This window comes from Rubellimicrobium thermophilum DSM 16684, from assembly GCF_000442315.1.
GTDB lineage: Bacteria > Pseudomonadota > Alphaproteobacteria > Rhodobacterales > Rhodobacteraceae > Rubellimicrobium > Rubellimicrobium thermophilum.
Genome location: NZ_KE557320.1, coordinates 1,120,382 through 1,144,894, shown reverse-complemented (window position 1 = coordinate 1,144,894; position 24,513 = coordinate 1,120,382). Strand labels below are relative to the sequence as shown.

General features: G+C 67.9%; 20 protein-coding genes, 3 pseudogenes and 1 riboswitch. Of the genes and pseudogenes, 16 read left to right on the top strand and 7 right to left on the bottom strand.

Going from position 1 to position 24,513, the window contains the following annotated elements; all coding sequences use genetic code 11:
* Positions 1–2: 2 nt before the first annotated feature.
* The 6 genes and pseudogenes from nuoL to RUTHE_RS06465 all read left to right on the top strand — a co-directional run bounded on the left by nuoL (position 3) and on the right by RUTHE_RS06465 (position 8,392).
* A pseudogene (gene nuoL, locus RUTHE_RS06490) lies at positions 3–2,214 on the top strand (NADH-quinone oxidoreductase subunit L).
* A complete protein-coding gene (locus tag RUTHE_RS06485) occupies positions 2,214–3,749 on the top strand; it encodes an NADH-quinone oxidoreductase subunit M (protein WP_021097537.1) in 1,536 nt (511 codons plus the stop codon). The pseudogene nuoL and the gene RUTHE_RS06485 overlap by 1 nt, the downstream one beginning before the upstream one ends.
* Before the next feature lie 12 nt (positions 3,750–3,761).
* Positions 3,762–5,195: an NADH-quinone oxidoreductase subunit NuoN gene (gene nuoN / locus RUTHE_RS06480; protein ID WP_021097536.1), complete on the top strand. Its 1,434-nt coding sequence runs from the start codon at positions 3,762–3,764 to the stop codon at positions 5,193–5,195.
* Positions 5,185–5,940 (top strand): biotin--[acetyl-CoA-carboxylase] ligase, encoded by a 756-nt coding sequence (locus tag RUTHE_RS06475; RefSeq protein ID WP_021097535.1) that lies wholly within the window; start codon positions 5,185–5,187, stop codon positions 5,938–5,940. Before nuoN ends, RUTHE_RS06475 begins: the two co-directional genes overlap by 11 nt.
* 11 nt (positions 5,941–5,951) lie before the next feature.
* On the top strand, positions 5,952–6,725 hold the full coding sequence (locus tag RUTHE_RS06470) for a type III pantothenate kinase (protein ID WP_021097534.1): 774 nt from the start codon (positions 5,952–5,954) through the stop codon (positions 6,723–6,725).
* Complete coding sequence (locus RUTHE_RS06465; RefSeq protein ID WP_021097533.1) at positions 6,722–8,392, top strand: ribonuclease J; 1,671 nt, start codon at positions 6,722–6,724, stop codon at positions 8,390–8,392. Before RUTHE_RS06470 ends, RUTHE_RS06465 begins: the two co-directional genes overlap by 4 nt.
* Positions 8,393–8,853: 461 nt before the next feature.
* Here RUTHE_RS06465 and RUTHE_RS06460 read toward each other — a convergent pair whose 3' ends face one another.
* The 6 genes and pseudogenes from RUTHE_RS06460 to RUTHE_RS06440 form a co-directional block, all read right to left on the bottom strand.
* Positions 8,854–9,870, bottom strand: a complete 1,017-nt coding sequence (locus RUTHE_RS06460; RefSeq protein WP_051150385.1) for a FecCD family ABC transporter permease — start codon at positions 9,868–9,870, stop codon at positions 8,854–8,856.
* Between the two features lie 41 nt (positions 9,871–9,911).
* Positions 9,912–10,847 carry an ABC transporter substrate-binding protein gene (locus tag RUTHE_RS06455; RefSeq protein ID WP_021097531.1) on the bottom strand — a complete coding sequence of 312 codons (936 nt, stop codon included), beginning with the start codon at positions 10,845–10,847 and terminating at the stop codon, positions 9,912–9,914.
* Entirely contained in the window at positions 10,844–11,728 is an 885-nt protein-coding gene (locus RUTHE_RS06450; protein ID WP_021097530.1) for an ABC transporter ATP-binding protein, read from the bottom strand. Before RUTHE_RS06450 ends, RUTHE_RS06455 begins: the two co-directional genes overlap by 4 nt.
* A gap of 108 nt (positions 11,729–11,836) precedes the next feature.
* Positions 11,837–12,052, bottom strand: a riboswitch (cobalamin riboswitch).
* A gap of 81 nt (positions 12,053–12,133) precedes the next feature.
* Positions 12,134–12,631 carry an MFS transporter gene (locus RUTHE_RS18230; RefSeq protein ID WP_342662219.1) on the bottom strand — a complete coding sequence of 166 codons (498 nt, stop codon included), beginning with the start codon at positions 12,629–12,631 and terminating at the stop codon, positions 12,134–12,136.
* A gap of 97 nt (positions 12,632–12,728) precedes the next feature.
* A pseudogene (locus RUTHE_RS18225) lies at positions 12,729–13,241 on the bottom strand (MFS transporter); the annotation flags it as partial.
* Between the two features lie 100 nt (positions 13,242–13,341).
* The gene (locus RUTHE_RS06440; RefSeq protein ID WP_021097528.1) at positions 13,342–13,686 is read right to left on the bottom strand and encodes a DMT family protein; all 345 of its coding nucleotides are present in this window, start codon (positions 13,684–13,686) and stop codon (positions 13,342–13,344) included.
* A 130-nt stretch (positions 13,687–13,816) separates the two neighbouring features.
* Between RUTHE_RS06440 and RUTHE_RS06435 the strand changes: the two genes are divergently transcribed.
* The 5 genes from RUTHE_RS06435 to RUTHE_RS06415 all read left to right on the top strand — a co-directional run bounded on the left by RUTHE_RS06435 (position 13,817) and on the right by RUTHE_RS06415 (position 18,827).
* Positions 13,817–15,346: an acyl-CoA carboxylase subunit beta gene (locus RUTHE_RS06435; protein WP_021097527.1), complete on the top strand. Its 1,530-nt coding sequence runs from the start codon at positions 13,817–13,819 to the stop codon at positions 15,344–15,346.
* Positions 15,327–15,854: a DUF6497 family protein gene (locus RUTHE_RS15390; RefSeq protein ID WP_021097526.1), complete on the top strand. Its 528-nt coding sequence runs from the start codon at positions 15,327–15,329 to the stop codon at positions 15,852–15,854. The genes RUTHE_RS06435 and RUTHE_RS15390 overlap by 20 nt, the downstream gene beginning before the upstream one ends.
* Positions 15,854–16,201, top strand: coding sequence for a hypothetical protein (locus RUTHE_RS06425; protein ID WP_021097525.1), 348 nt, complete (start codon positions 15,854–15,856; stop codon positions 16,199–16,201). The genes RUTHE_RS15390 and RUTHE_RS06425 overlap by 1 nt, the downstream gene beginning before the upstream one ends.
* A gap of 322 nt (positions 16,202–16,523) precedes the next feature.
* Entirely contained in the window at positions 16,524–16,742 is a 219-nt protein-coding gene (locus RUTHE_RS06420; protein ID WP_021097524.1) for a hypothetical protein, read from the top strand.
* A gap of 84 nt (positions 16,743–16,826) precedes the next feature.
* The gene (locus tag RUTHE_RS06415; protein ID WP_021097523.1) at positions 16,827–18,827 is read left to right on the top strand and encodes an acetyl-CoA carboxylase biotin carboxylase subunit; all 2,001 of its coding nucleotides are present in this window, start codon (positions 16,827–16,829) and stop codon (positions 18,825–18,827) included.
* 15 nt (positions 18,828–18,842) lie between these two features.
* Here the strand turns inward: RUTHE_RS06415 and RUTHE_RS06410 are convergent, their stop codons facing one another.
* On the bottom strand, positions 18,843–19,364 hold the full coding sequence (locus tag RUTHE_RS06410) for a DUF4174 domain-containing protein (protein ID WP_021097522.1): 522 nt from the start codon (positions 19,362–19,364) through the stop codon (positions 18,843–18,845).
* Positions 19,365–19,503: 139 nt separating this feature from the next.
* On the opposite strand from RUTHE_RS06410, the gene scpA reads away from it, so the two are divergent.
* From scpA to RUTHE_RS06385, 5 genes and pseudogenes are all read left to right on the top strand, one after another.
* Entirely contained in the window at positions 19,504–21,639 is a 2,136-nt protein-coding gene (gene scpA, locus RUTHE_RS06405; protein ID WP_021097521.1) for a methylmalonyl-CoA mutase, read from the top strand.
* Positions 21,636–22,241 carry a VOC family protein gene (locus tag RUTHE_RS06400; protein WP_021097520.1) on the top strand — a complete coding sequence of 202 codons (606 nt, stop codon included), beginning with the start codon at positions 21,636–21,638 and terminating at the stop codon, positions 22,239–22,241. Before scpA ends, RUTHE_RS06400 begins: the two co-directional genes overlap by 4 nt.
* Positions 22,238–22,705 (top strand): GNAT family N-acetyltransferase, encoded by a 468-nt coding sequence (locus tag RUTHE_RS06395; RefSeq protein ID WP_021097519.1) that lies wholly within the window; start codon positions 22,238–22,240, stop codon positions 22,703–22,705. The genes RUTHE_RS06400 and RUTHE_RS06395 overlap by 4 nt, the downstream gene beginning before the upstream one ends.
* A 68-nt stretch (positions 22,706–22,773) precedes the next feature.
* Positions 22,774–23,451: a molecular chaperone DjiA gene (locus tag RUTHE_RS06390; protein ID WP_021097518.1), complete on the top strand. Its 678-nt coding sequence runs from the start codon at positions 22,774–22,776 to the stop codon at positions 23,449–23,451.
* 31 nt (positions 23,452–23,482) lie between these two features.
* Positions 23,483–24,483: pseudogene (locus tag RUTHE_RS06385) on the top strand (endonuclease/exonuclease/phosphatase family protein).
* The last annotated feature ends 30 nt before the right edge of the window (positions 24,484–24,513 follow it).

Genomic DNA, 24,513 nt, shown 5'->3' with positions numbered 1-24,513 from the left:
CCGTGACCAGCGTCATCCTCCTTGCGCCCTTGGTCGGCGCTGTTCTCTGTGGCTTTGGCTGGCGGCTGATCGGCGAGCAGGCGGCGATCTGGCTGGCCACGCTGATCCTCGGCCTCTGTGCCGTCCTGTCCTGGGTCGTGTTCCTGTCCTTCGACGGCAGTGTGCAGCACATCGTGCTGATGCGCTGGATCGAATCGGGGACGCTCTCGGGCGAATGGTCGATCCGCCTCGATCGGCTGACGGCGATCATGCTGGTCGTCATCACGACCGTTTCGGCTCTCGTGCATCTGTATTCGGTGGGCTACATGGCCCATGACGACAATTTCCACGAGGGAGAACCCTACCGCGCCCGGTTCACGGCCTTTCTGAGCTTCTTCACCTTCGCGATGCTGGCGCTGGTGACGGCGGACAACCTGCTGCAGCTGTTCTTCGGCTGGGAAGGCGTGGGTCTGGCGTCCTATCTCCTGATCGGCTTCTACTTCCGCAGGTCCAGCGCGAATGCCGCCCAGATCAAGGCTTTCGTTGTCAACCGCGTGGGGGATTTCGGCTTCCTGCTGGGCATCTTCGCGCTCTATTTCCTGACCGATTCGATCCGGCTGGACGACATCTTCGCCCGTGCGGGGGATCTGGCGCAGACGCAGCTGACCTTCCTGTGGGGCGAATGGAACGCGGCCGAGCTGGCGGCGGTGCTCCTGTTCATCGGCGCGATGGGCAAGTCGGCGCAGCTCTTCCTGCATACCTGGCTGCCCGATGCGATGGAGGGTCCGACACCCGTCTCGGCCCTCATCCATGCCGCCACGATGGTGACGGCGGGGGTGTTCCTGGTCTGCCGGATGTCGCCGCTCTACGAGGTGGCGCCTCATGCGAAGGACTTCATCATCGTCATCGGTGCGGCGACGGCCTTCCTTTGCGGCGACCGTGGGGCTCGTGCAGAACGACATCAAGCGCGTGATCGCCTATTCGACCTGCTCCCAGCTCGGCTACATGTTCGTGGCGGCGGGGGCGGGCGTCTATGGCGCCGCGATGTTCCATCTCTTCACCCACGCCTTCTTCAAGGCGATGCTGTTTCTGGGCGCGGGTTCGGTGATCCATGCGATGCATCACGAGCAGGACATGCGCCATTACGGTGGCCTGCGCCGGTATGTTCCCTACACCTTCTGGGCCATGCTGATCGGCACGCTGGCCATCACCGGCGTGGGGATCCCGCTGACCTATGTCGGCTTTGCGGGCTTCCTGTCCAAGGACGCGATCGTCGAGACGGCCTGGGCCTCGGGCAGCGGCTTCGCCTTCTGGGCGCTGGTGATCGCCGCGGCGATGACGGCCTTCTATTCCTGGCGGCTGATGTTCCTCACCTTCTGGGGCGCGCCGCGCTGGGGTCATGCGGGTCATGCAGCGGGTCATGGCCATCATGCGGGGCATGAGGACGCGCATGACGGCTCTCATCATGCCCATCATCACGAGCCGCATGAAAGCCCCTGGACGATGACGCTTCCTCTGGCCGTCCTGGCCCTTGGCGCGGTCTTTGCGGGGATGGTCTGGCACAAGGACTTCTTCGGCGATCACGAGCGGATGGTCTCCTTCTTCCACATGCCCCATCATGCCGAGGTCGGGAGCGAGGCCCGTGCCGGCGATGGCGAGCATGAGCCCGTTGCCGCGACGACCGCGACCCCCGAGGAGGCCGCGGCCGAAGACGGGACGGCTCATGCCGAGGCGGCGGTCGATGCCGCTGCCGAGGGAGAGGCGATTCCGGCCCCCGAACTCGGTGGCGCCATCGCCATGAACGCCGAAAGCGAACATGTCCTGGATGCCGCGCATCATGCGCCCGCATGGGTCAAGCTGTCGCCTTTCCTGGCGATGCTGCTGGGCACGGGACTGGCCTGGCTGTTCTACATCCGCCGGCCGGACCTGCCGGCGGCTCTCGCCCGGACGCAGGCGCCGCTCTACCGCTTCCTGCTCAACAAGTGGTATTTCGACGAGATCTATGACGCGGTCTTCGTGCGCGGGGCGCAGGCTCTGGGGCGGCTCTTCTGGCGCGGCGGCGACGGCGCGGCGATCGACGGGACGATCAACGGCATCGCGCTTGGTGCCGTGCCGACCTTCACCCGCATCGCGTCGCGGCTGCAGTCGGGCTATGTCTTCCACTATGCCTTTGCGATGGTCATCGGCCTCGCCGTCCTTCTGACCTGGATCACCGTCTTCGGAGGGGCGAACTGATGCTCCTGTCGCTTGTCACCTTCCTGCCCACGCTCGGTGCGCTGGCCCTTCTCCTGCTGCGGGGGGATGATGCGGATGCCCAGCGCAACGCGAAATGGATCGCCTTCCTGACGACGGTGGCGACCTTCGTCGCGAGTCTCTTCATCCTCGCGCGTTTCGATCCGGCTGATCCCGGCTTTCAGCTGGTGGAGCAGCGCGAATGGCTGCTCGGCCTGCAGTACAAGGTGGGGGTGGACGGCATCTCGGTCCTGTTCGTGATGCTGACGACCTTCCTGATGCCGCTGGTCATCGCCAGCGCCTGGGACGTGACCACCCGCGTTCGGGAATACATGATCGCGTTCCTCGTGCTCGAGACGCTGATGATCGGAGTCTTCGTCGCGCTGGACCTGATCCTGTTCTATCTCTTCTTCGAGGGCGGGCTGATCCCGATGTTCCTGATCATCGGGATCTGGGGCGGCAAGGACCGCATCTATGCGGCCTTCAAGTTCTTCCTCTATACCTTCCTCGGCTCGATCTTCATGCTCGTGGCGATGGTCGCCATGTTCGTGCAGGCGGGGACGACCGACATTCCCGCGCTGCTGGCGCATGACTTCCCCTCCGAGAGCTTCCGCATCCTCGGCATCACGGTCCTGGGGGGCATGCAGACGATGCTGTTCCTCGGCTTCTTCCTGAGCTTCGCGGTGAAGATGCCGATGTGGCCGGTGCATACATGGCTGCCGGATGCGCATGTGCAGGCCCCCACGGCCGGTTCGGTGGTGCTGGCGGCGATCCTGCTCAAAATGGGGGGCTACGGCTTCCTGCGCTTCTCGCTGCCGATGTTCCCCGTCGGCTCCGAGGTGATGGCGCCGCTGGTGCTGTGGCTCTCGGCGATTGCGGTGGTCTACACCTCGCTGGTGGCGCTGGTGCAGACCGACATGAAGAAGCTGATCGCCTATTCCTCGGTCGCCCATATGGGCTTCGTGACGATGGGGATCTTCGCGGCCAATCAGCAGGGGGTGGATGGCGCCATCTTCCAGATGCTCTCGCACGGGTTCATCTCCGGCGCGCTCTTCCTTCTCGTTGGTGTCGTCTATGACCGGACGCATACCCGCGACATTGCCGCCTATGGCGGGCTTCAGAACCGGATGCCGGTCTATGCCGCGGTGTTCCTGCTGTTCACCATGGCGAATGTCGGCCTGCCGGGCACCTCGGGCTTCGTGGGGGAATTCCTGACCATGACGGGGGCCTTTCAGGTCAATACCTGGGTCGTCTTTGTCGCCTGCAGCGGGGTGATCCTGTCGGCGGGCTATGCGCTCTGGCTCTATCGCCGGGTGGCGCTGGGCGAGCTGGTGAAGGATTCGCTGCGTGGCCTCCGCGACATGACGGCCCGCGAACGGGCGGTCCTGGCGCCGCTGGTGGTGGCAACCGTCCTGTTCGGCGTCTATCCGGCGCTGATTACCGACATCATCGCGCCTTCGGTCGAGGCCCTCGTGGGGCAGGTCGATGCGGCGCAGGCGGCCTGGACGCCCGATGGCGTCCGGCTTGCTCAGAACTGAGGAGACGGCGCCATGCTGGCCGGCGATATCGATGTGATCCGCCCCGAGATCTCTCTTTCGGTCTACGCCATGCTGGCCCTGATCGGTGGGGCCTTCTTCGGCAAGGATCGTCTGACAGTTCCGCTCCTGTGGCTGACGGCTGTGGTGCTGGCCGCGACGGCCTGGTGGATCGGGCTTCGCACGGGCGAGGCCGCCGCCTTCGGGGGGATGTTCCTTGACGATGGTTATGCCCGCTTTGCCAAGGTGGCGATCCTGCTTTCGGCTGCGGTGGTGCTGCTTCTGTCGCGGGACTATCTGGAGCGGCAGGGTCTGCTGCATTTCGAATATCCGATCCTGATCGTCTTCTGCACGGTCGGGATGATGGTCATGGTCTCGGCCGGGGATCTGATTGCCCTCTACATGGGGCTGGAGCTTCAGGCCCTCTCCGCCTATGTCCTGACCGCAATCCGCCGGGACAGCGTCCGCTCGACCGAGGCCGGGCTGAAGTTCTTTGTCCTCGGCGCCCTCAGCTCGGGGCTTCTGCTCTACGGTGCCTCCCTGACCTATGGCTATGCGGGGACGACGGCTTTTACCGGGATCGCCCAGGCAGTTGCGGACGGAGCCTCGATCGGCCTGCTGTTCGGCCTCGTCTTCGTCATCGCCGGGCTGGCCTTCAAGATTTCGGCCGCGCCCTTCCACATGTGGACCCCGGATGTCTATGAAGGGGCGCCGACCCCGGTCACGGCCTATCTGGCCACGGCCTCGAAGGTTGCGGCGGTCGTGCTTCTGGCCCGCGTGGTGCATGAGGCCTTCGGCGGCGTAACGGGCGACTGGCAGCAGATCGTGGCCTTCCTTGCCGTAATCTCGATGTTCCTCGGGGGGATTGCCGCCATCGGCCAGCGCGACATCAAGCGCATGCTGGCCTATTCCTCGATCGGCCATATGGGCTTTGCCCTGATGGGCCTGGCGGCGGGCACCGCCTTCGGCGTCCAGGCCATGCTGATCTACATGGCCATCTATGTCGTCATGAATCTCGGCACCTTCGCCTTCGTCCTGTCGATGGAGCGGGATGGTCAGCCCGTGACCGACATCCGCATGCTCAACCTCTATGCCCGGCGCGAGCCCCTGCGGGCGCTGGCTCTTTTGGTGCTGCTGTTCAGCCTGGCCGGGGTGCCGCCGATGATCGGCTTCTTCGGCAAGCTCTATGTGCTGCGTGCAGCCTATGAAGGGGGCTTGCTGTGGCTGGTGTTGCTGGGGGCTGTGGCCACGGTCATCTCGGCCTTCTTCTATCTGCGCATTGTCTACTACATGTATTTCGGCAAGGAGGAGGAGCCTCTCGACCGTCGCATGGCCCCGGTTCACTGGGCGGTGATGATGCTGTCGGCCGCGGCCATGCTGGTCGGTGTGGTCAACCTCTTCGGGATCGAATCCCTGGCCGCAGCGGCGGCGGCAACGCTTGTCAACTGACTCGCTTTCCCCGCCCTGGCCAGAGGGTTACGGCCTTGTCATCCTCGACGAGGTCGACAGCACCATGAACGAGGCGCGCCGCCGTGTCGCAGGGCTCGACCGGCCGACCTGGATCATGGCCCGGAGGCAGACCAATGCGCGGGGGCGGAGGGGGCGGACCTGGCTCGGGGGCGATGGCAATCTTGCCGCGACCCTGATCTACCGCCCCTGGTGCACTCCCAGCGAAGCGGCCGCGCGCAGCTTCATGGCCGCCAACGCCCTGTTCGAAGCCCTGGCTCTCTATGCGCCGCGCGACAGTCTTGCGCTCAAATGGCCCAATGACGTGCTGCTCAATGGGGGCAAGGTCGCCGGGGTCCTTCTGGAAAGTGCAGGTGGTGGCCATCTGGTGGACTGGCTGGCGGTGGGGATCGGCGTGAACCTTGCCCATGCGCCCCGTGACCTGCGGACCGAGTTTCCGCCTGTCTCGCTGGTCGGGGAAGGGGGGCGCGCTGTCACGCCAGAGGCGTTCCTCGCCGTCCTTGCCGGAGCCTTCGCAACGCAGGAAGGCAAACTGGCCGCCATGGGCTTTGCGCGCATCCGCGAGGACTGGTTGAGCCGGGCCGCGCGGCTGGGGGAGGTGATCACGGCCCGCACCCCTCGGGGAGAGATGACCGGCATCTTCGAAAGCGTGGACCAGGCGGGGAACCTGATCCTTCGCGTCCAGGGACGCGAGGTGATGATCGCCGCCGCGGATGTGCATTTCTGAGAGACCTCTTCATGCTCCTCTGCATCGACTGCGGCAATACCAACACCGTCTTTGCCCTTTGGGACGGGATGCGCTTTGCCGGGACATGGCGGATCGCGACCGACTGGCGGCGCACGGCGGACGAATATTTCGTCTGGCTGACCTCGATCATGCGTCTGGCAGGCATTGAGGCGGCCATCACCGAGGTCATCGTGTCCTCCACGGTGCCCCGGGTCGTCTTCAACCTGCGCGTCCTTGCCGACAGGTATTTCGGCTGCCGCCCGCTTGTCGTCGGAAAGCCGGGCTGCCGGCTTCCGCAGGCTCCGCGCGTGGATGAGGGAACGATTGTCGGCCCTGATCGACTCGTCAACGCAGCCGGTGCCTATGACCGGCATGGTGGCGACCTGATCGTCGTCGATTTCGGCACCGCGACCACCTTCGATGTGGTGGATCAGGATGGCGCCTATGTCGGCGGCGTCATCGCACCGGGCGTCAATCTCAGCCTCGAGGCGCTGCACATGGCCGCCGCGGCGCTGCCGCATGTGGATGTGAGCAAGCCCCAGAAGATTGTCGGGACCAATACCGTGGCCTGCATCCAGTCCGGCGTGTTCTGGGGTTATGTCGGCCTGGTCAAGGAAATCTGCCAGCGCATCCGCGCCGAACGCAACCGTCCCATGCGGATCATCGGAACCGGCGGCCTCGCGCCGCTGTTCGACACGGCCGATGTCCTCTTCGACCGCGTGGAAGACGATCTCACCATGCACGGCCTGACCGTGATCCACCGCTTCAACAAGGAGACCGCATGACAGGCGAGCGCCTCATCTACCTTCCCCTCGGCGGCGCCGGCGAGATCGGCATGAATGCCTATGTCTTCGGCTGGGGTCGCCCCGGGCAGGAACAGCTGCTTGTCGTCGATCTCGGGGTGACCTTTGGCAACATGGAGACGACACCCGGCATCGACCTGATCCTGCCGGATATCGCCTGGCTCGAGGAGCGGCGCGAGCGCATCATGGGGATTGTCGTCACCCATGCCCATGAGGACCATATCGGCGCCTTGGCCCATGTCTGGCCTCGTCTGCGGGCCCCCATCCATGCCCGACCCTTCACCGCCGCGATTGCGCGGCTCAAGCTCGAGGAACGGGAGATCGTCCCCGATGAGGCCCTGCATGTCGCGCCGACCTGGCCCGGAACCGTGACGATCGGGCCCTTCAGGGTCGGTTTCGTTCCGATCAGCCATTCGATCCCCGAAAGCGCGGGCCTTGTCATCGATACGCCGGGCGGACGGATCGTCCATTCGGCCGATTTCAAGATCGACCGCCACCCCGTCGTCGGCGAGGCTTTCGACAGCGCCGTCTGGGAAGCGATCGGCAGGGAGGGAGTCCTCGCCCTCACCTGTGATTCCACCAATGTCTTCGTCGGCCATCCGGGGCGCAGCGAATCCTCCCTGCGCGAACCGCTGGGGCAGTTGATGCGCGAGGCCACCGGTCTGGTCGTCGCCACCACCTTTGCCTCTAATGTCGCGCGTCTCAAGACACTGGCCGATGCCGCCCGCGAGGCGGGACGGTCGGTCTGCCTGCTCGGCCGGGCCATGAAGCGCATGGTGGATGTCGCACAGGACACCGGTCTGCTGACCGATTTCCCCCCAACCGTCGCCCCCGAGGACGCCGCCGACATCCCGCGGGAGAACCTCCTGATCCTGGCCACCGGATCACAGGGAGAACCGCGGGCCGCCACTGCACAACTGGCCGCGCAGGGCTACATGGGGCTGACCCTCAGGGAGGGCGATACCTTCCTGTTCTCCTCCCGCACGATTCCCGGCAACGAACGCAGCGTCATCCGCATCATGAACCAGCTCTCGGAAAAGGGTGTGGACGTGATCGATGACGAAGGCGGGCGCTATCATGTCTCCGGCCATGCGAACCGGCCCGATCTGGAAACCTTTCACCGCCTCATCGCCCCGCGCTGGATCATCCCCATGCATGGCGAACACCGCCATCTGCGCGAACATGTCAAGCTGGCCGAGGCGGGCGGCTTTGCTGCCGTCCTCGCCACCAACGGCATGATGGTGGACCTGTCGGGCGATGCCCCGCGCCTGGTCGAACAGGTGGAGACCGGGCGGGTCTATCTGGACGGGACCGCGATGATCGGCGCCATGGACGGCGTGGTGCGCGACAGGCTGCGCATGGCCCGCAACGGGCATGTCACGGTGACCCTCATCCTCGATGAAGAGGAACAGCCGCTGGGCGAACCCTGGTGCGATCTCATGGGCCTGCCGGAGCGGGGCCGCTCGCAGGACAGTCTGCGTGATCTGTTGGAAAGCGAGCTGTCCCGCTTTGTCGAGCGCGCCGATGCCCGCACGATCCGTGACGATGAGCGGCTCGAGAAAGAGATGATCCGCATCGTCCGCCAGACCGCCCAGAACGAGATCGGCAAGAAGCCCGAAGTGACGGTCGTGGTGAGCCGGCTGGCCTGATGGGGCAGGGGACCCTGTCCCTGGCCCGTGATGTTCCTTGTCCTTGAGACCTTCATCGCGGGCAGGCCCGCCGACAGCCGGCCCCGCCGCAGGACGCGACAAGACAGCCCGGCCGTTTCTGCGGGGTTTCGCAGCGGTGGTGCGGCAGGGGCGCTGCGCGGGGCGGGGGGAGATGGCCCTATGGCTCCTTCGGTGCCGCGACAGCAACCCCGGGGGAGTGGCCCGGCGGGCGCGCACAGCCACGGCGCGTCCGGCCAAAGAGCGGAAGGGGCGGACGCGCGCAAGGATGCCGCAGAATGCGGCATGCCCCTGCGGAGCCCGCAGGCACCCTTCAGCCCGGGCTCCCCCTGCCGGGGCGGGCCGTCCGGTGCCTGCGAATCAGACTGCCACAGAAAGCTTAAGATCCGGTTAACGCCACAGCCGCCAACTGGGACAGACCATGGCGGATCCGGGGCAGGGCCTCAGGCGGCCTTCCGTCCCAGCAGGCGGACGAAGAACAGCCCGCCCACCAGGCCGGTGACGATGCCGATGGGCATGTCCTCGGGCGCCATCAGGGTGCGGGCGGCGATATCGGCCCACAGCAGCAGCAGCGCCCCGATCAGGGCGCCGGCCGGCAGAACGCGGGCATGGTCGCCCCCCAGGATCAGGCGCGCGATATGCGGCACCATCAGGCCGACGAAGCCGATGATGCCCGAGAAGGCGACCATCGTCCCCGTGATCATCGCGCCCGCGACAAAGACCTGCAGCCGGAAGCGTGTGACGGGAATTCCGAGGCTGGCCGCGGTCTCGTCGCCCACGGTCATCGCGTTCAGGTCGCCCGCCCGCAGCCAGAGCCAGAGACCCAGCGGGACCAGCACCGTCAGGGGCCAGATGAGATGCGCCCATTGCGCGAGGCCGAGGCCCCCCAGCATCCAGAACACGACCGTATGGGTTGCACGGGGATCGCCGAGGAAGATCAGCAGGTTCGCCAGGGCCATGACGATGAATGACACGGCCACCCCGGCCAGGACCATCCGGTCGGCCGAGGTGGCGCGTGTCCTCTGCGCGGCGCCGAGGACGATCAGTGTCGTTGCCATGGCCCCGGCAAAGGCCAGAAGCGGCACCGTTGCAAGGCCGAGGAACAGCCCCGTGTGCAGGAGCGCGAGGATCGCCCCGAAGGCTGCGCCGGAAGAGATCCCGAGCAGATGCGGATCGGCCAGCGGGTTGCGCGTGACGGCCTGCAGCGCCGCCCCGGTGATGGCCAGCCCCGCGCCGACCAGCATCGCCAGCACCGCGCGTGGCAGGCGCAGGTCCCAGACGATGGCGGCATGGCCGGGGAGCCAGTCCACCGGCACGGCGCCCGGCCAGACGGCATTGGCGAGCACCCCCCAGACCGTGCGCAGCGGGATGAACACCGCCCCCACGCTGACCGCGAGCGAGAAGGACAGGAGCAGCACGACGGTGCCCGCCATCATGAGGGCTGCAAGCCGCCCCTGCATGGCGGGACGTCGGGCCGCGATCCTGCCGGTCCGCCCTGTCATCACTCGGCCCGGAGTGCTTCGGCCACCTTGCGGATGGCGGCGATGTTGCGCGGGCCCGGCGTCGCCTCGACATATTCGAGCACGACATAGCGATCGTTCATCACGGCCGGGATGTTGGCAAAGGCCGGGTTGCCTTCGAGGAAGGCGATCTTCTGATCGGCCGTCACATCGCCGTAGTTGACGATGATGATGACCTCGGGGTTGCGTTCGATCACCGTCTCCCAGCCGATCTCGGCCCAGCTTTTCTCCAGATCGTCCATGATGTTGACCCCGCCCGCGGCCTCGATGATCGCGGTGGGCATGGCATAGCGGCCGGCGGTGAAGGGGGCATCCTCGCCCGAATCGTAGACGAAGACGCGCGGCGGGTTGTCCAGGGGCGGAAGGGTCTCGAGATAGGCGGCCAGCTCGGCCCGGTAGCCTTCGACCAGCGCCGTCGCCCGATCCTCGACGCCGAAGATGCGGCCGAGGTTCAGGAGGTCGTTGTACATGTCCTCCATGCTGATCTTGGGCTTGTCCATGATGTGGATGCAGCTTTCGGTCAGCTCGTAGACTTTGATCCCGTAGGGTTCGAGCGTTTCGGGCGTGACCTCGCCCCCGACGCGCAGGCCGTAGTTCCAGCCGGCGAAGTAGAAATCCGCGCCTGCGCCGATCAGAACCTCGCGCGAGGGGTAGCGGGGCGAGAGTTCCGGCAGCTCGGCGACCCCTTCGCGGAGGGTCTCGTCCAGGGTCCTCCAGCCCGAGATGCCGGTATAGCCGATCATGTGATCGCTCAGGCCGAGGGCCAGCATCATCTCGGTCAGGTTGACATCGTTCGAGACGGCCGCCTGCGGGGGGGCGTCGAAGGTCACCTCGCGGTTGCAGCTCTGCACGGTGACAGGGAAGGCCAGCGCCGGCAGGGGCGCCGCGGCCAGAAGGGCGGTCAGCAGGTGTTTCACGACAGATGTTCCGTGGCGGTGAGGTGGAAGGTCAGATGGCCCCGCCCCGAGGGGGCGAGGGTCTCGGCGCGGACGGTCACGCCGAAGACCGGGCCGAGTGTTGCGGGGTCGAGCGCCAGCGCCGTCGCCCCTTGGGCGCGTACGGCCCCGTCCTGAAGCAGCAGGATGCGGTCGCAGAGCTGTGCCGCGAGGTTCAGGTCATGCAGGCTGATGACGATGGTCAGCCGCAGGTCGCGGATCAGGGCGAGAAGCTCGAGCTGGTGGCGGATGTCGAGATGGTTGGTGGGTTCGTCCAGCACCAGAAGCGCCGGTTCCTGTGCCAGGGCCCGCGCGACCATGGCACGCTGGCGTTCGCCCCCCGACAGGGTTCCGAACGGCCGGTCGGCCAGCGCACCGAGGCTGAGCCTCTCGATGGCCTGCTCCACCACGCGGGCATCGCGGGCGCCGTCGCGCGACAGGCTCCGGCGGTGCGGCGCGCGGCCGAGGTCCACGATCTCGCGCACGGTCAGGGCAAAGTCGGTGGGCTGCTCCTGCAGCACGGCGGCGATGTGGCGGGCGGCCTCGCGCCCGTCCATGGCCCAGAGGTCGCGGCCGTCCAGATGCACCGATCCCCAGCGCGGACGGAGGTAGCGGTAGATCAGGCGCAGAAGCGTGGACTTGCCCGCCCCGTTCGGCCCCACCACGCCCAGCACGGCCCCGCGCGGCAGGGCCAGCGAGACATCGCGCAGGACCGGCGGCCCCAAGCGCGGCCCCCAGCCCGCAGCCCGCAGTTCCAGATGCGGGGTCGCGGCGTCAGAGCCGGCAATCCCCCGTGACCCGTCCCGTGCCCCGTCGGGGCGGGAATGGCCGGGGACAGGGGTGATGCTCTGCAGATCGCGCATGGCTCGCCGGCCTCCGTCCGGCAGGCGGGGCCGATGGCAAGGCACAGGGCATGGGCGGCAAGAGCCGGTCCGTCATTCCGTCCTCCCCCCCGGGACACCCCGCCCGGTGCGGTTGAAGATGCGATGGCAGGTCTCCTGACTTGCGGGTCCTGGCCGTCCTGCGCCTTCCCGGAGCGCAATGCCCCAGTGGCCGTTGCAGGATGGCTCGCCGCTCACAGTTGCGGGGGCAGTCACGGATTCGGCGCCCTTCGGCTCTTCCTCACCGTGTTCCCTTTTCAGCCGACCCCGTCACCGGGGCCGGACACCATCGGCGCGGAGACAACAGCGGCCGAAGGGCGCTGTCAAGGGGCTTCCGGATGCGCCGAGGCGGTCACGCGGGTCGGCCCGTCCTGACCCGCCGAGCCCCTATCGCGGCGCGCGCACGAGGAGGAGGGCCAGCAGCGACAGTCCGGCCGCGGCGGTCATCAGGGCCTGCAATGGCCAGGCCCCTGTTCCCGGGCCGAGGACCACCCCGCCCAGCACCGAGAGGGCCGCGCCGCCGGCGGTCATGATCGCTCCGGACAGACCCGAGGCTGTTCCGGCCAGATCCGGCTGCACCGACACCGCCCCGGCCAGCGCATTGGGCAGGGTCATCCCGTTGCCGAGGCCGAGCAGGATGCAGGCGCCGAAGAAGATCCGGGGATCCGATCCGGCTGCGAGGGTCACGGCCAGGCCTGCCCCCAGACCCAGCATGGCCACCAGTGCCCCCGCCGCCGCCATGCGCAGCGTGCCGTGGCGCATCGAGAAGCGGCCGGACAGGTAATTGCCGAGGATGTATCCGACCGAGGGCGCGCCGAGGGCCACCCCCGTCCAGAAGGGGGACAGGCCGAACACCCGGCCCGAGACGAAGGCCGCCCCGCCCAGCAGGGCGAAGAATGCCCCCGATCCGAAGGCCGCGCAGAGCGAATACGCCCCAGAAGCGGCGCGAGCCGATCAGCAGCGGCCATTGCCGAATCTGCGCCGCCAGCCCCTCTCCGCGGACGCGGACGGTCTCTCCCTGGTCATGGGCCACGAGCAGCAACACGCCCGCCCCGGCCAGAGCCAGAAGGGCAAAGGACGACTGCCAGCCGAAGGTCTGATCGAGGACCCCCCCGATCATCGGCCCCAGCATCGGGACCACCGCCATGCCCATCGTGATATAGCCGATGCGCGAGGCGCTTTCGGCCTCGCCCGCCGTGTCGCGGACGACGGCGCGGGACAGAACGATGCCGGTGATCGCCACACCCTGCGCCATGCGCAAGGCGAGGAAGGTCCAGACATCGGGCGCGAAGAGGATTCCGAGCGTGGCCAGCACGAACAGGGCCAGCGCCCCCAGCATCACGGGCCGCCGTCCGAGGCTGTCGGCCACCGCCCCGACCAGGATCTGCAGCACCGCCGTCACGGCCAGATAGCCCGACACCGCCAGCTGCATCACCGCATAGGAGGCGCCGAAATGCTGCGCCATGTGCCCGAGCGAGGGCAGGAAGATCGACATGTTGAGCGCCGCCACCGCCGAGACGAGAATCAGCGTGACGATATGGGGCGGCGTCCGGCGGTCGAGGAAGCGGACGGCGGGAAAGGGTGCGGCGCTCATGTCACCCCCAGGGCCGGAAGACGAGCAGCGCCCCCAGCGCGATGAAGGCGAACCCCAGCAGATGGTTCCAGCCCAGCGATTCCCCCAGATAGAGCCAGGAGAACAGCGCAAAGACGCTGAGCGAAATCACCTCCTGGATCGTCTTGAGTTCGGCAGCCGTGAAATATCCATGCCCCCAGCGGTTGGCCGGCACCTGAAGGACGTATTCGGGCAGGGCGATCATCCAGGAGACGAGGATCACCGCCAGGATGGGGGCTGCCTTGTATTTCAGATGGCCATACCAGGCGAGCGTCATGAACAGGTTGGAGGCGATGAGAAGGCCGATGGTCAGGACAGGGACAGGCATGGGACACCATCACGGGGACACCCGTTCCTGCCGTGTCCGTCCGGCCAGTGCAACAGCCGCCTTGCAGAAGACGCTTGGCAAGACGCCTGTCCCGGGTATTCGTGACAGCACAGGACAGGGGGACACCGGCTTGGACATCCTGGCAGAGCTGGAGCGGCGCCGCGCGGCGGCGCGGGCAGGAGGGGGACCGGAGCGGATCGCGGCCCAGCATGCGCGCGGCAAGCTGACCGCGCGCGAGCGGATCGAGCTGCTGCTCGACGAAGGCTCCTTCGAGGAGTTCGACATGTTCGTCACCCATCGGGCCAGCGATTTCGGCATGGACAGGGAGCGTCCGGCCGGCGATGGCGTCGTCACCGGCTGGGGGACGGTGAATGGCCGGCTGGTCTATGTCTTTTCGCAGGACTTCACCGTCTTCGGCGGATCCCTGTCCGAGACCCATGCCCAGAAGATCTGCAAGATCATGGATATGGCCATGCGGCAGGGGGCGCCGGTCGTGGGCATCAACGATTCGGGCGGCGCCCGCATCCAGGAGGGGGTAGCCTCGCTGGCCGGCTATGCGGAGGTCTTCCAGCGCAACATCCTGGCCTCCGGGGTCATCCCGCAGATCAGCCTGGTGATGGGGCCCTGCGCCGGTGGGGCGGTCTATTCCCCGGCCATCACCGACTTCATCCTGATGGTGAAGGACACCTCCTACATGTTCGTCACCGGGCCGGAGGTCGTCCGCACCGTCACCAACGAGGTCGTCACCGCCGAGGAGCTGGGCGGCGCGCTGACCCATACACGGCGGTCCTCGGTCGCGGATGCGGCCTATGAGAACGATGTCGAGGCCCTGGCGGAGGCGCGGCGGCTGATCGACTTCCTGCCGCCGAACAACCGGGCCCCCGTGCCCGTGCGGCCCTTCTTCGACGATCCGGCACGGGTGGAGCCGAGCCTCGATACCCTCGTGCCCGACAATCCCAACACCCCTTACGACATGCGCGAGCTGATCCTGAAGATCGCCGACGAGGGCGACTTCTTCGAGATCCAGGCCGAGTTCGCCCGGAACATCCTCACGGGATTCGTGCGGATCGAGGGATCGACGGTCGGTGTCGTCGCCAATCAGCCGATGGTGCTGGCCGGCTGTCTCGACATCGACGCCAGCCGCAAGGCAGCCCGCTTTGTCCGCTTCTGCGATGCCTTTTCCATTCCCATCGTGACGCTGGTGGATGTGCCGGGCTTCCTGCCGGGGACGGCGCAGGAACATGGGGGCATCATCAAGCACGGGGCAAAGCTTCTCTTTGCCTATGGCGAGGCGACGGTGCCCAAGGTGACCGTCATCACCCGCAAGGCCTATGGCGGCGCCTATGACGTGATGGCGTCCAAGCATCTGCGGGGCGATGTCAACTATGCCTGGCCGACCGCCGAGATCGCCGTCATGGGGGCCAAGGGCGCGGTGGAGATCCTCTACCGGGCCGAGAAGGGAGATCCCGAGGCCATCGCCGCCCGCACGCGCGACTACGAGGCCCGCTTTGCCAATCCCTTCGTCGCGGCCGAGCGCGGCTTCATCGACGAGGTGATCCGCCCGCGATCCACGCGCCCCCGGGTGGCCCGCGCGCTGGCGATGCTGCGGGGCAAGCAGCTTCAGAACCCCTGGAAGAAACATGACAACATTCCGCTTTGACAGGCTGGTGGCCGCCGCCCTGCTGGCGGGGATCGGGGTGGTGGCGGCCGCAGAGGAGCTGCTCCTGCCCTCGGGCCATGCGGCACGGCTGTTCGATGTCGTGCTCGAGGCCGGTTCGCCCGGCATCCTGGCGCCGGATGCCTTCACCGATCCCGAAGCGGGTCCCGAAGCCGCGGAAGAGCTGCTGGGCGATGAGCCGCTCGACCAAGGCGCGGGGACCGCGACGACAGCCGGGCCGGGAGGGGCCGGCGGGCTCGCGCGGTTCCGCCTGATGGTGGAGGGGCTGGGCGGCGAAGGGGCCGGCTGGGAGGATGTCGCCGGCGATTTCGCCTGGCTGTGCGAGCGGCTGGCCCTGCCGGCGCTGGCGGCCCATGGCTGGACCCCGACCGAGGTCGTCATCGCCCTGTCGGACCGCGAGATTCCCTTCGGCCGGATGGATCCCGAAGCCGTCCAGTTCATCGAAGGGTTCCGCATCGCGGAGGGGGCCTGCGTGCCCCAGGCCTTCTGATGCGCAAGCATCGCGGCTTTCCCGGGCGCCTGCCGGGGACGGATTTCCAGTTCACCATCCGCCACGCCAACAAGAAGGGGGCGACACCCCTTGTCGCCCGCGAACGCTATCGCGACCGCAAGGCGATCGACAGGGCTGCCGACCGCGCCTTCATGGCCGCCCTGTGGGAGCATTTCGGCGAAGAGCCCTTCGAGCGCGGCAATCTGGACGCGGGGCGGCTGTCCTGGCTCTTCGGGCGGGAGGTCGTGCCGGCCGAGGATCCCTTCGATCCTGCCAGCTATGAGGCGCTGCTGCGCATCGATGTGGAGAAGGCGCGGCAGTCCTTTCCGGACCTGTTCGACGAATGACCGCGGCCCGGCCAGGATCCGCACGGACCGGGCAGGACATCGCGCATGAGCGAGGGCCGTGTCATCCCGTCATGGTCTTCCGGAGTGGAGCATGGCAGGATCGACCCGCAACGCGCCGCCCCGACGGCAAAGCCCGTGGGGCAGGGGCCTTGGGTCACCCGGCCTCCGGGGGGCGATCCGTCCACAGGAATGGGGCGCCCCTGTGGTCGGCCTTCGGGGAATCGGCAGTTTTCCGGCCGGCCCGGCAAACGCCGCCTTGCGCCCCACGATGGGGAATGGCATCCCTTCCCTCATCTGGGGCGGAAACTTTCGGAGATCTGACATGTCCAACATCCTTCGTGCCTTCGGCGTCCTCGCCGTGGCCGGCACCCTGGCCGCCTGCGGCGCAACCCCGGCCGAACGGGCCGCGACCGGCGCCCTGGTCGGGGCGGCGGCGGCCGACCTCACCGACAACAGCGTGCTCACCGGGGCGCTGGTCGGCGGGGCCATCGGCGGCGTCGGCCCCTGCATCACCAACCCGAACGCGGCCGGCTGCTACTGACATCACGGCCCACGGGCCATCCCGTATCCGCATCCGGGCCGTCGGGGCACAGCGCCCCGGCGGCCCTTTTCATCGCAGGAGACCATGTTCGAGACGATCCTGATCGCCAATCGCGGAGAGATCGCCTGCCGCATCATCAGGACGGCGCGCCGGCTCGGCATCCGGACCGTCGCCGTCTTCTCCGAGGCGGATTCGCGCGCCCTTCATGTCCGGATGGCAGACGAGGCCCATTGCATCGGCCCGGCCCCCGCAACCGCGAGCTATCTCTCCATCGACCGCATCCTGGAAGCGGTCCGGGCCTCGCACGCGCAGGCTGTCCATCCCGGCTATGGCTTTCTGTCCGAGAATCCCGCCTTTGCAGCGGCCCTGGCGGCAGAGGGGGTGGCCTTCATCGGCCCCCCCGCCAGCGCCATCGAGGCGATGGGCGACAAGATCGCCTCCAAGCGCATCGCCGCTGCCGCCGGCGTTTCCACCGTTCCCGGCCATATGGGGCTGATCGCCGATGCCGAGGAGGCCGTCCGCATCGCGCGCGGGATCGGCTATCCGGTCATGATCAAGGCCAGCGCCGGCGGCGGCGGCAAGGGGATGCGCATCGCCCGATCGGATGCCGAGGCCCGCGAAGGCTTTCAGGCCAGCCGCAACGAGGCCGCCGCCAGCTTCGGCGATGACCGCATCTTCATCGAGAAGTTCATCGAGCAGCCCCGCCACATCGAGATCCAGATCCTCGCCGATCGCCACGGCACCTGCCTGGCGCTTCACGAGCGCGAATGCTCGATCCAGCGCCGGAACCAGAAGGTCATCGAGGAGGCCCCCTCTCCCTTCCTGGATCCCGCAACCCGGAGGGCAATGGGCGAACAGGCCTGCGCCCTGGCCCGCGCCGTGGGCTATGAGAGCGCCGGCACCGTCGAATTCATCGTGGACGGCGCGCGCAACTTCTATTTCCTGGAGATGAACACCCGCCTTCAGGTCGAACATCCGGTGACCGAGATGATCACCGGCATCGACCTGGTCGAGCAGATGATCCGCATCGCCGCGGGAGAACCCCTGCAGCTCCGTCAGGAGGATATCCCCCTGAACGGATGGGCCATCGAGAGCCGCCTCTATGCCGAGGATCCCTACCGGCGCTTCCTGCCCTCCACCGGGCGGCTCACCCGCTATCGTCCGCCTGCCGAGGGGCGCGTCGGCGAGGCGGTGCTGCGCAACGATACCGGCGTCTTCGAAGGCGGAGAGATCAGCCGCTTCTACGATCCGATGATCGCCAAGCTCTGCAGCTGGGCCCCCACGCGCGAGGGCGCGATCGAGGCCATGGCCGATGCCCTCGATGCCTTCGAGCTGGAGGGAATCGGGCACAACCTGCCCTTCCTCTCGGCGGTCATGCAGCATCCGCGCTTTCGCGAGGGGCGGATGAGCACCGCCTTCATTGCCGAGGAGTTCCCCGACGGATTCCGCGGCGTGGACCTGCCCGAGACGGAGATCCGCCGCATCGCCGCCGCCGCCGCCGCGATGTGGCGCGTGGCCGAGATCCGGCGGGCGCGCATTTCCGGGCGCATCTCCCACCATGAGCGGCGCGTCGGCTCCGACTGGGTCGTGGAGCTGGCCGGACGCCGCCTGGCCCTGTCGCTCTCGGCCGACCGGGAGGGGACGGATATCGCCTTTGCGGATGGCGGGACGCTCCGGGTCGAGGGGGACTGGCTCCCGGGACGCAGCCTCGCAAGGCTGCGGGTCGGGGGCATGCCTCTCATCCTCAAGGTGGACAGGGCGACGGGCGGCTTCCGGCTGCGGCGGCGCGGCGCGGATCTGCGTGTCCATGTCCGCACCCCGCGCGAGGCCGAGCTGGCCGCGCTGATGCCGGTCAAGGCGCCGCCTGACCGCTCCGGCTCGCTTCTCTGCCCCATGCCCGGCCTTCTGACCCGACTTCTGGTCAGGGAAGGCGAGGAGGTGGAGGAAGGCCAGCCCCTTGTCACCGTCGAGGCGATGAAGATGGAGAACACCCTGCGCTCCGAGCGCCGCGGCCGCATCGCCCGGATCCGCGTCCGCGAAGGAGAGACGCTGGCCGTCGATCAGGTGATTCTCGACTTTGCCTGAGGCCTCCGACGGCCGTCACCTGTCGGAGCTGCGGTAGCGGATCTCTTCCTGCCGCAGGGGGCTGCGATCGATCGTGCGGGCGATCTCGCGCACTGTGATAGGGGCGGGGCGTCGCAGGAGCACGCGCCCGTCCTTGTCCAGAAGCACCAGCGCAAAGCCGCGGGGGCGCAGCGCCTGCCGCGGCTCGCTGCGGGCATCGGGGTCGCTGTCCACGATGATCGCCACATCCCGCAGGCCGAGCGTCGGCAGATCGTCCTCGATCAGCCGCATCTGTTCGATGAACTGCGGCTGGCGCGGGCTGTCGGCGAAGATGACAAGGGGCCGGGCGAGATATTCGAAATCGGCCAGCGTGACCGCGGCCGCGTCGAGCAGCACCGTACGGTCCGCGCTCCAGCGGGCGACAGGGTCCGGCGCGGCCGCCTCTTCGGCCGCATCGACGGGAGGGGCGTCGGAAGCGGCTGTCGCGGCAGGGGGCGCATCCTGGGCAAGGGCGGCGCTGGCGGCAAGCACGAGCGCAAGGGCAAGGGTGCGGGTCATGACAGGGATATAGAGGGCAGGAGCCGTCCTGCGAAGATGCGCGGGGGGCGGAACGTCTTCTGGCCAGGCGAACGGCCCTTCTGCCACGCTGTTGCCTGTGCCAAGAACGATCCGACGACGGCGGCCGGGGAGGACGGGAGTGGCGGATCTGTCGGATTGGGAGAAGAAGGCCAGGGCCGAGCTGAAGGGGCGCGATCCTTCGTCCCTGACATGGCACACGCTCGAGGGGATCGCGGTCAGGCCGCTTTATACCGCGGCGGATGTCGAGGGCTGGGACAGCGGCTTGCCCGGCCTGCCGCCCTTCCTGCGCGGCATTCGCGCCACGATGTATGCCGGCCGCCCCTGGACGATCCGCCAGTATGCGGGCTTTTCCACAGCCGAGGAATCCAACGCCTTCTATCGCAAGGCCCTGGCCGCGGGGCAGCAGGGCATCTCGGTCGCCTTCGACCTGGCCACCCACCGGGGCTATGACAGCGATCATCCGCGCGTCGAAGGCGATGTCGGCAAGGCCGGTGTCGCCATCGATTCGGTCGAGGACATGAAGATCCTCTTCGACGGCATCCCGCTGGGCGAGGTCTCTGTCTCGATGACGATGAACGGGGCCGTCATTCCCATCCTCGCCAGCTTCATCGTCGCCGCAGAGGAACAGGGCGTGCCCCGCGCGCGCCTGTCCGGCACCATCCAGAACGACATCCTCAAGGAGTTCATGGTGCGGAACACCTATGTGTATCCGCCCGGGCCCTCGATGCGGATCGTCGCCGACATCATCGAATACACGGCGCGCGAGATGCCGCGCTTCAACTCCATCTCGATCTCCGGCTACCACATGCAGGAGGCCGGGGCGGATCTGGTGCAGGAACTGGCCTTCACGTTGGCGGATGGGCGCGAATATGTGCGCGCGGCGCTGGCCCGCGGCCTCGATGTCGATGCCTTTGCCCCGCGTCTGTCCTTCTTCTTCGCCATCGGCATGAACCTGTTCATGGAGGTCGCGAAGCTGCGGGCGGCGCGCCTGCTGTGGCACCGGATCATGCAGGGCTTCGGGGCGCAGAAGCCCGAGAGCCTGATGCTGCGCACCCATTGCCAGACCTCCGGCGTGTCCCTGCAGGAGCAGGATCCCTACAACAACATCGTGCGCACCGCCTATGAGGCCCTGGCCGCGGTCCTGGGGGGGACGCAATCGCTTCATACCAACAGCTTCGACGAGGCCATGGCGCTGCCTTCGGACCTCGCCGCGCGGATTGCGCGCAACACCCAGCTCATCCTGCAGGAAGAGACAGGCGTGACGCGCGTCGTCGATCCCTTGGGGGGGAGCTATTACGTCGAGGCGCTGACGCGCGAGCTGGCCGATGCGGCCTGGGCCCTGATGGAGGAGGTCGAAGCGATGGGCGGCATGACGGCGGCCGTCGCCTCCGGCATGCCCAAGCTGCGCATCGAGGAGACCGCCGCCCGGCGGCAGGCGATGATCGACCGCGGCGAGGAGGTCATCGTCGGCGTCAACCGCTACCGCCCCGAGACCGAGGAGTCGGTGCCCATCCGCGCCATCGACAACCGGGCCGTGCGGGCCGCGCAGATCGAGCGGCTGCGCGCCCTGCGCGCCGGGCGGGACGAGGCGGCCGTGCAGGCTGCGCTGGATGCGCTGCGCGAGGCGGCGCGAGGCAATGCCAATCTCCTGGAGCACGCGATCCCCTGCGCCAGGGCCCGCGCCACCGTGGGAGAGATCAGTCAGGCTCTCGAGGATGTCTTCGGTCGCCACAGGGCCGAGACGCGCACCCTGACGGGGGTCTATGCAAGGGCACGGGAAGGGGACGACGAGGTGGAGCAGGTCCGCCGCGCGGTGGCCCGCTTTGCCGAGGAGGAAGGACGACGGCCGCGGATGCTTGTCGTCAAGATGGGACAGGACGGCCATGACCGCGGCGCCAAGGTCATTGCCAGTGCCTTTGCCGATCTGGGCTTCGATGTGGATATCGGGCCCCTGTTCCAAACCCCCGAGGAAGCCGCGCAGGACGCGCTCGACAGCGATGTGCATGTCGTCGGGATCTCCTCGCAGGCGGCGGGGCATCTGACCCTCGCGCCCCGCCTGGTCGAGGCACTGCGCAAGGCCGGCGCGGGCGAGATCGTGGTGGTCTGCGGCGGGGTCATCCCGGCGCAGGACCATCCGGCGCTGAAGGCCGCGGGCATCCGCGCCATCTTCGGGCCGGGAACCAACATCTCCCGGGCGGCTCTCGAGGTGCTGGACCTCATCCGTGCCGCCCGGACGGAAGAGGCCCCCCGATGATGGAGATCGACCATCTGGCCGTCACCTGCGCCGATCTGGACGAAGGCGCCGCCTGGGTGGAGGCGCGGCTTGGCGTCCCGACCGAGCCGGGCGGACGCCATGATCGCTTCGGCACATGGAACCGGCTCGTTTCGCTGGGGCCGGGCTGCTATCTGGAGGTCATCGCGCCGGAGCCGGGAACCCGGCCGGCCGGGCCGCGCTGGTTCGGTCTGGAGGAGGCCGGCCCCCCCCGGCTCGGCAACTGGATCGTCCGCGTCGCCGACATGGCCGCCGCGCTGGCGGCGGCGCCGGCCGCGGCGGGCCGTCCGCTGGATCTGTCGCGCGGGCCGTTCGCCTGGACCGTCGCCGTGCCCCCGGACGGGTCCCTGCCATGGGGCGGTGCCTTTCCGACGCTGATCCGCTGGCGCGAGGGCGGGCACCCCGCCGACCGGCTGACGGATCGCGGCCTGCGACTGATCGCGCTCGAGGTGGGCCATCCCGATGCCGCGCGTCTGAAAGGGCTTCTGGCGGACCTGCGCGATTCCCGCCTGATCCTGCACGAAGCCGACAGGCCCATGCTGCGGGCGCGCCTGTCCACAGCACACGGGGAGGTCGTCCTGTGATCCGCCCAGCCTCTACAGCGGATGTTCCCCGGATCGCCGCGATCTGGAACCGCGTCATCCGTGAATCGAGCGCCATCTTCGCCTCCGAGGAGCGGAGCGAGGACGAGATCGCACGGCTTGTGCAGGAGGATTTCTGGGTCTGGGACGAGGATGGCGAAGTCCTCGGCTTCGACCGCTTCTTTCCGTTCCGGGCCGGCGATGGCTATCGGCATACGGTCGAACATACGATCATCCTGGCCCCGCAGGCGCAGGGGCGGGGAATCGGGCGGCGACTGGTCGAGCATGTCGCTGCGGCGGCGCGGGCGAAGGGCAAGCATTCGCTCTGGGCCGCCGTGGCGGGCGAGAATACCGCAGGCCTGGCCTTCCACGCAGCCTGCGGCTTTCGGGAATACGGACGCCTGCCCGAAGTGGGACGCAAATTCGACCGCTGGCATGATGTGGTGCTCATGGGGCGCTTCCTGTGACGGGGCGACACATGACGGAGGCGGGAGGACGCGCTTGCGCCTCGCCGCGCCGGCCCTAGGGTGGCGCCATGTCGATCTGGAGACGCGTTGCCGATGCCATCAGGAGCCTCGCTTCGGGAGAGGCCCTTTCGGCCCTGTTCGAGCGTCTGCGCACACCGCCCGAACGGACGGTCGGCTTTGCCATTGCCGCCATCGCGCTGGGCGCCAAGATCGCCAAGGCCGACGGGCGCGTCACCCGCAACGAGGTGGCCGCCTTCCGCAGGGTCTTCATCATCCCCCCCGGCGAGGAACGGAATGTCGCCCGTGTCTATGATCTGGCCCGGCAGGACGTCGCCGGATTCGAGGACTATGCCGCCCGGATCGCCCGCCTGTTCGGCGACAACCCCGAGGCTCTGGCCGATCTCCTCGAATGCCTGTTCCACATCGCCCTGGCGGATGGCGACTATCACCCCGCAGAAAACCGCTTCCTCGAGCGGGTCGCGGAGATCTTCCGCATCCCCGAGCGGGAGTTCCTGCGCATCCGGGCCGAGTTCGTGCCGGATGCCGAGCGTGACCCCCATGAGGTGCTGGGCATCCCGCCCGATGCCACGCTGGAGGAGGCGCGCGCCGCCTGGAAGGCGCTGGTGCGCGAATGCCATCCCGACCGACTGGCGGCCCATGGCCTTCCCGACGAGGCGATCCGCCTGGCCGAGAAGCGCCTGATCGCGGTCAATCAGGCCTGGGAGCGGCTCTCCCGCTCTGCCTGAGGGCGGGCAGGACAGAAGGATGAGGGGGACGATGCGTTTCGTCACCTGGAATGTCCAATGGTTCGACCGGCTCTTCGATCCGCAGGGCCAGCTCCTGGCCGATGAGGGCCGCGGGGGACGCGAGGGCGTGACGCGTCGTGAACAGGCCGAAGGCATCGCCGTTGTCCTGCAGGCTCTGGATGCCGATGCGGTCCTTGTCATCGAGGCACCGGACGCGCGGCGCATGGTGAATGGCGTGCCGGCGCTGGGGCATTTTGCCGGGCTTGCGGGGCTTCGCGCGCGATCCGTCCTGATGGGGTTTCCGAGCTTCAGCGGGCAGGAGATCGCGCTTCTGTTCGATCCCGCCAGGCTGGAGGCGCGTCATGATCCCCAGACGGGCGAGCCGCCGCGCTTTGACGGGGTCTTCCGTGTCGATCTCGATGGCAACGGGCGCGCCGATCCGGTGCGATGGGCCAAGCCCCCGCTGGAAGCGGAGATCCGCACCGACACGGGTCGGCGGCTGCGCCTGATCGGGGTTCATGCGAAATCCAAGGTTTCGGGAAAGCCGCGAAGCCGCGAACAGGAGATTCGCGTTGCCATCGCGAACCGCCGCAAGCAGCTGGCGCAATGCCTGTGGCTGCGGGCGCGGATCGACCGGCATCTGGCCGCGGGCGAATCCCTGATCGTCATGGGGGATTTCAACGACGGCCAGGGTTGGACGAATACGAGACGCTGTTCGGCCGCTCCGGGGTGGAGATCGTGATGGGCCAGGGCGGCCCGGGCCGCCTGCATGACCCCCATGCCCGTCTGGCCGCGCGCCGGCCGACCGCCGCCAGCCCCGCGACGGCGCGCTTCCGGATACCGCCGGATGGGCGATGGTTGTCGGCGCTTCTCGATTATGCGATGGTCTCGTCCGATCTCTGCGCCTGCAACCCGCGCTGGCGGATCTGGCATCCCTTCGACGATCCGGCCTGCTATCGCGACAGCCAGCTTCGGCAGGCGCTTCTGCATGCCTCGGATCACTTTCCGGTGTCGCTCGATCTCGATCCCTGAGCCTTGCGCGAAGCGGCGGCCGTCCCATAT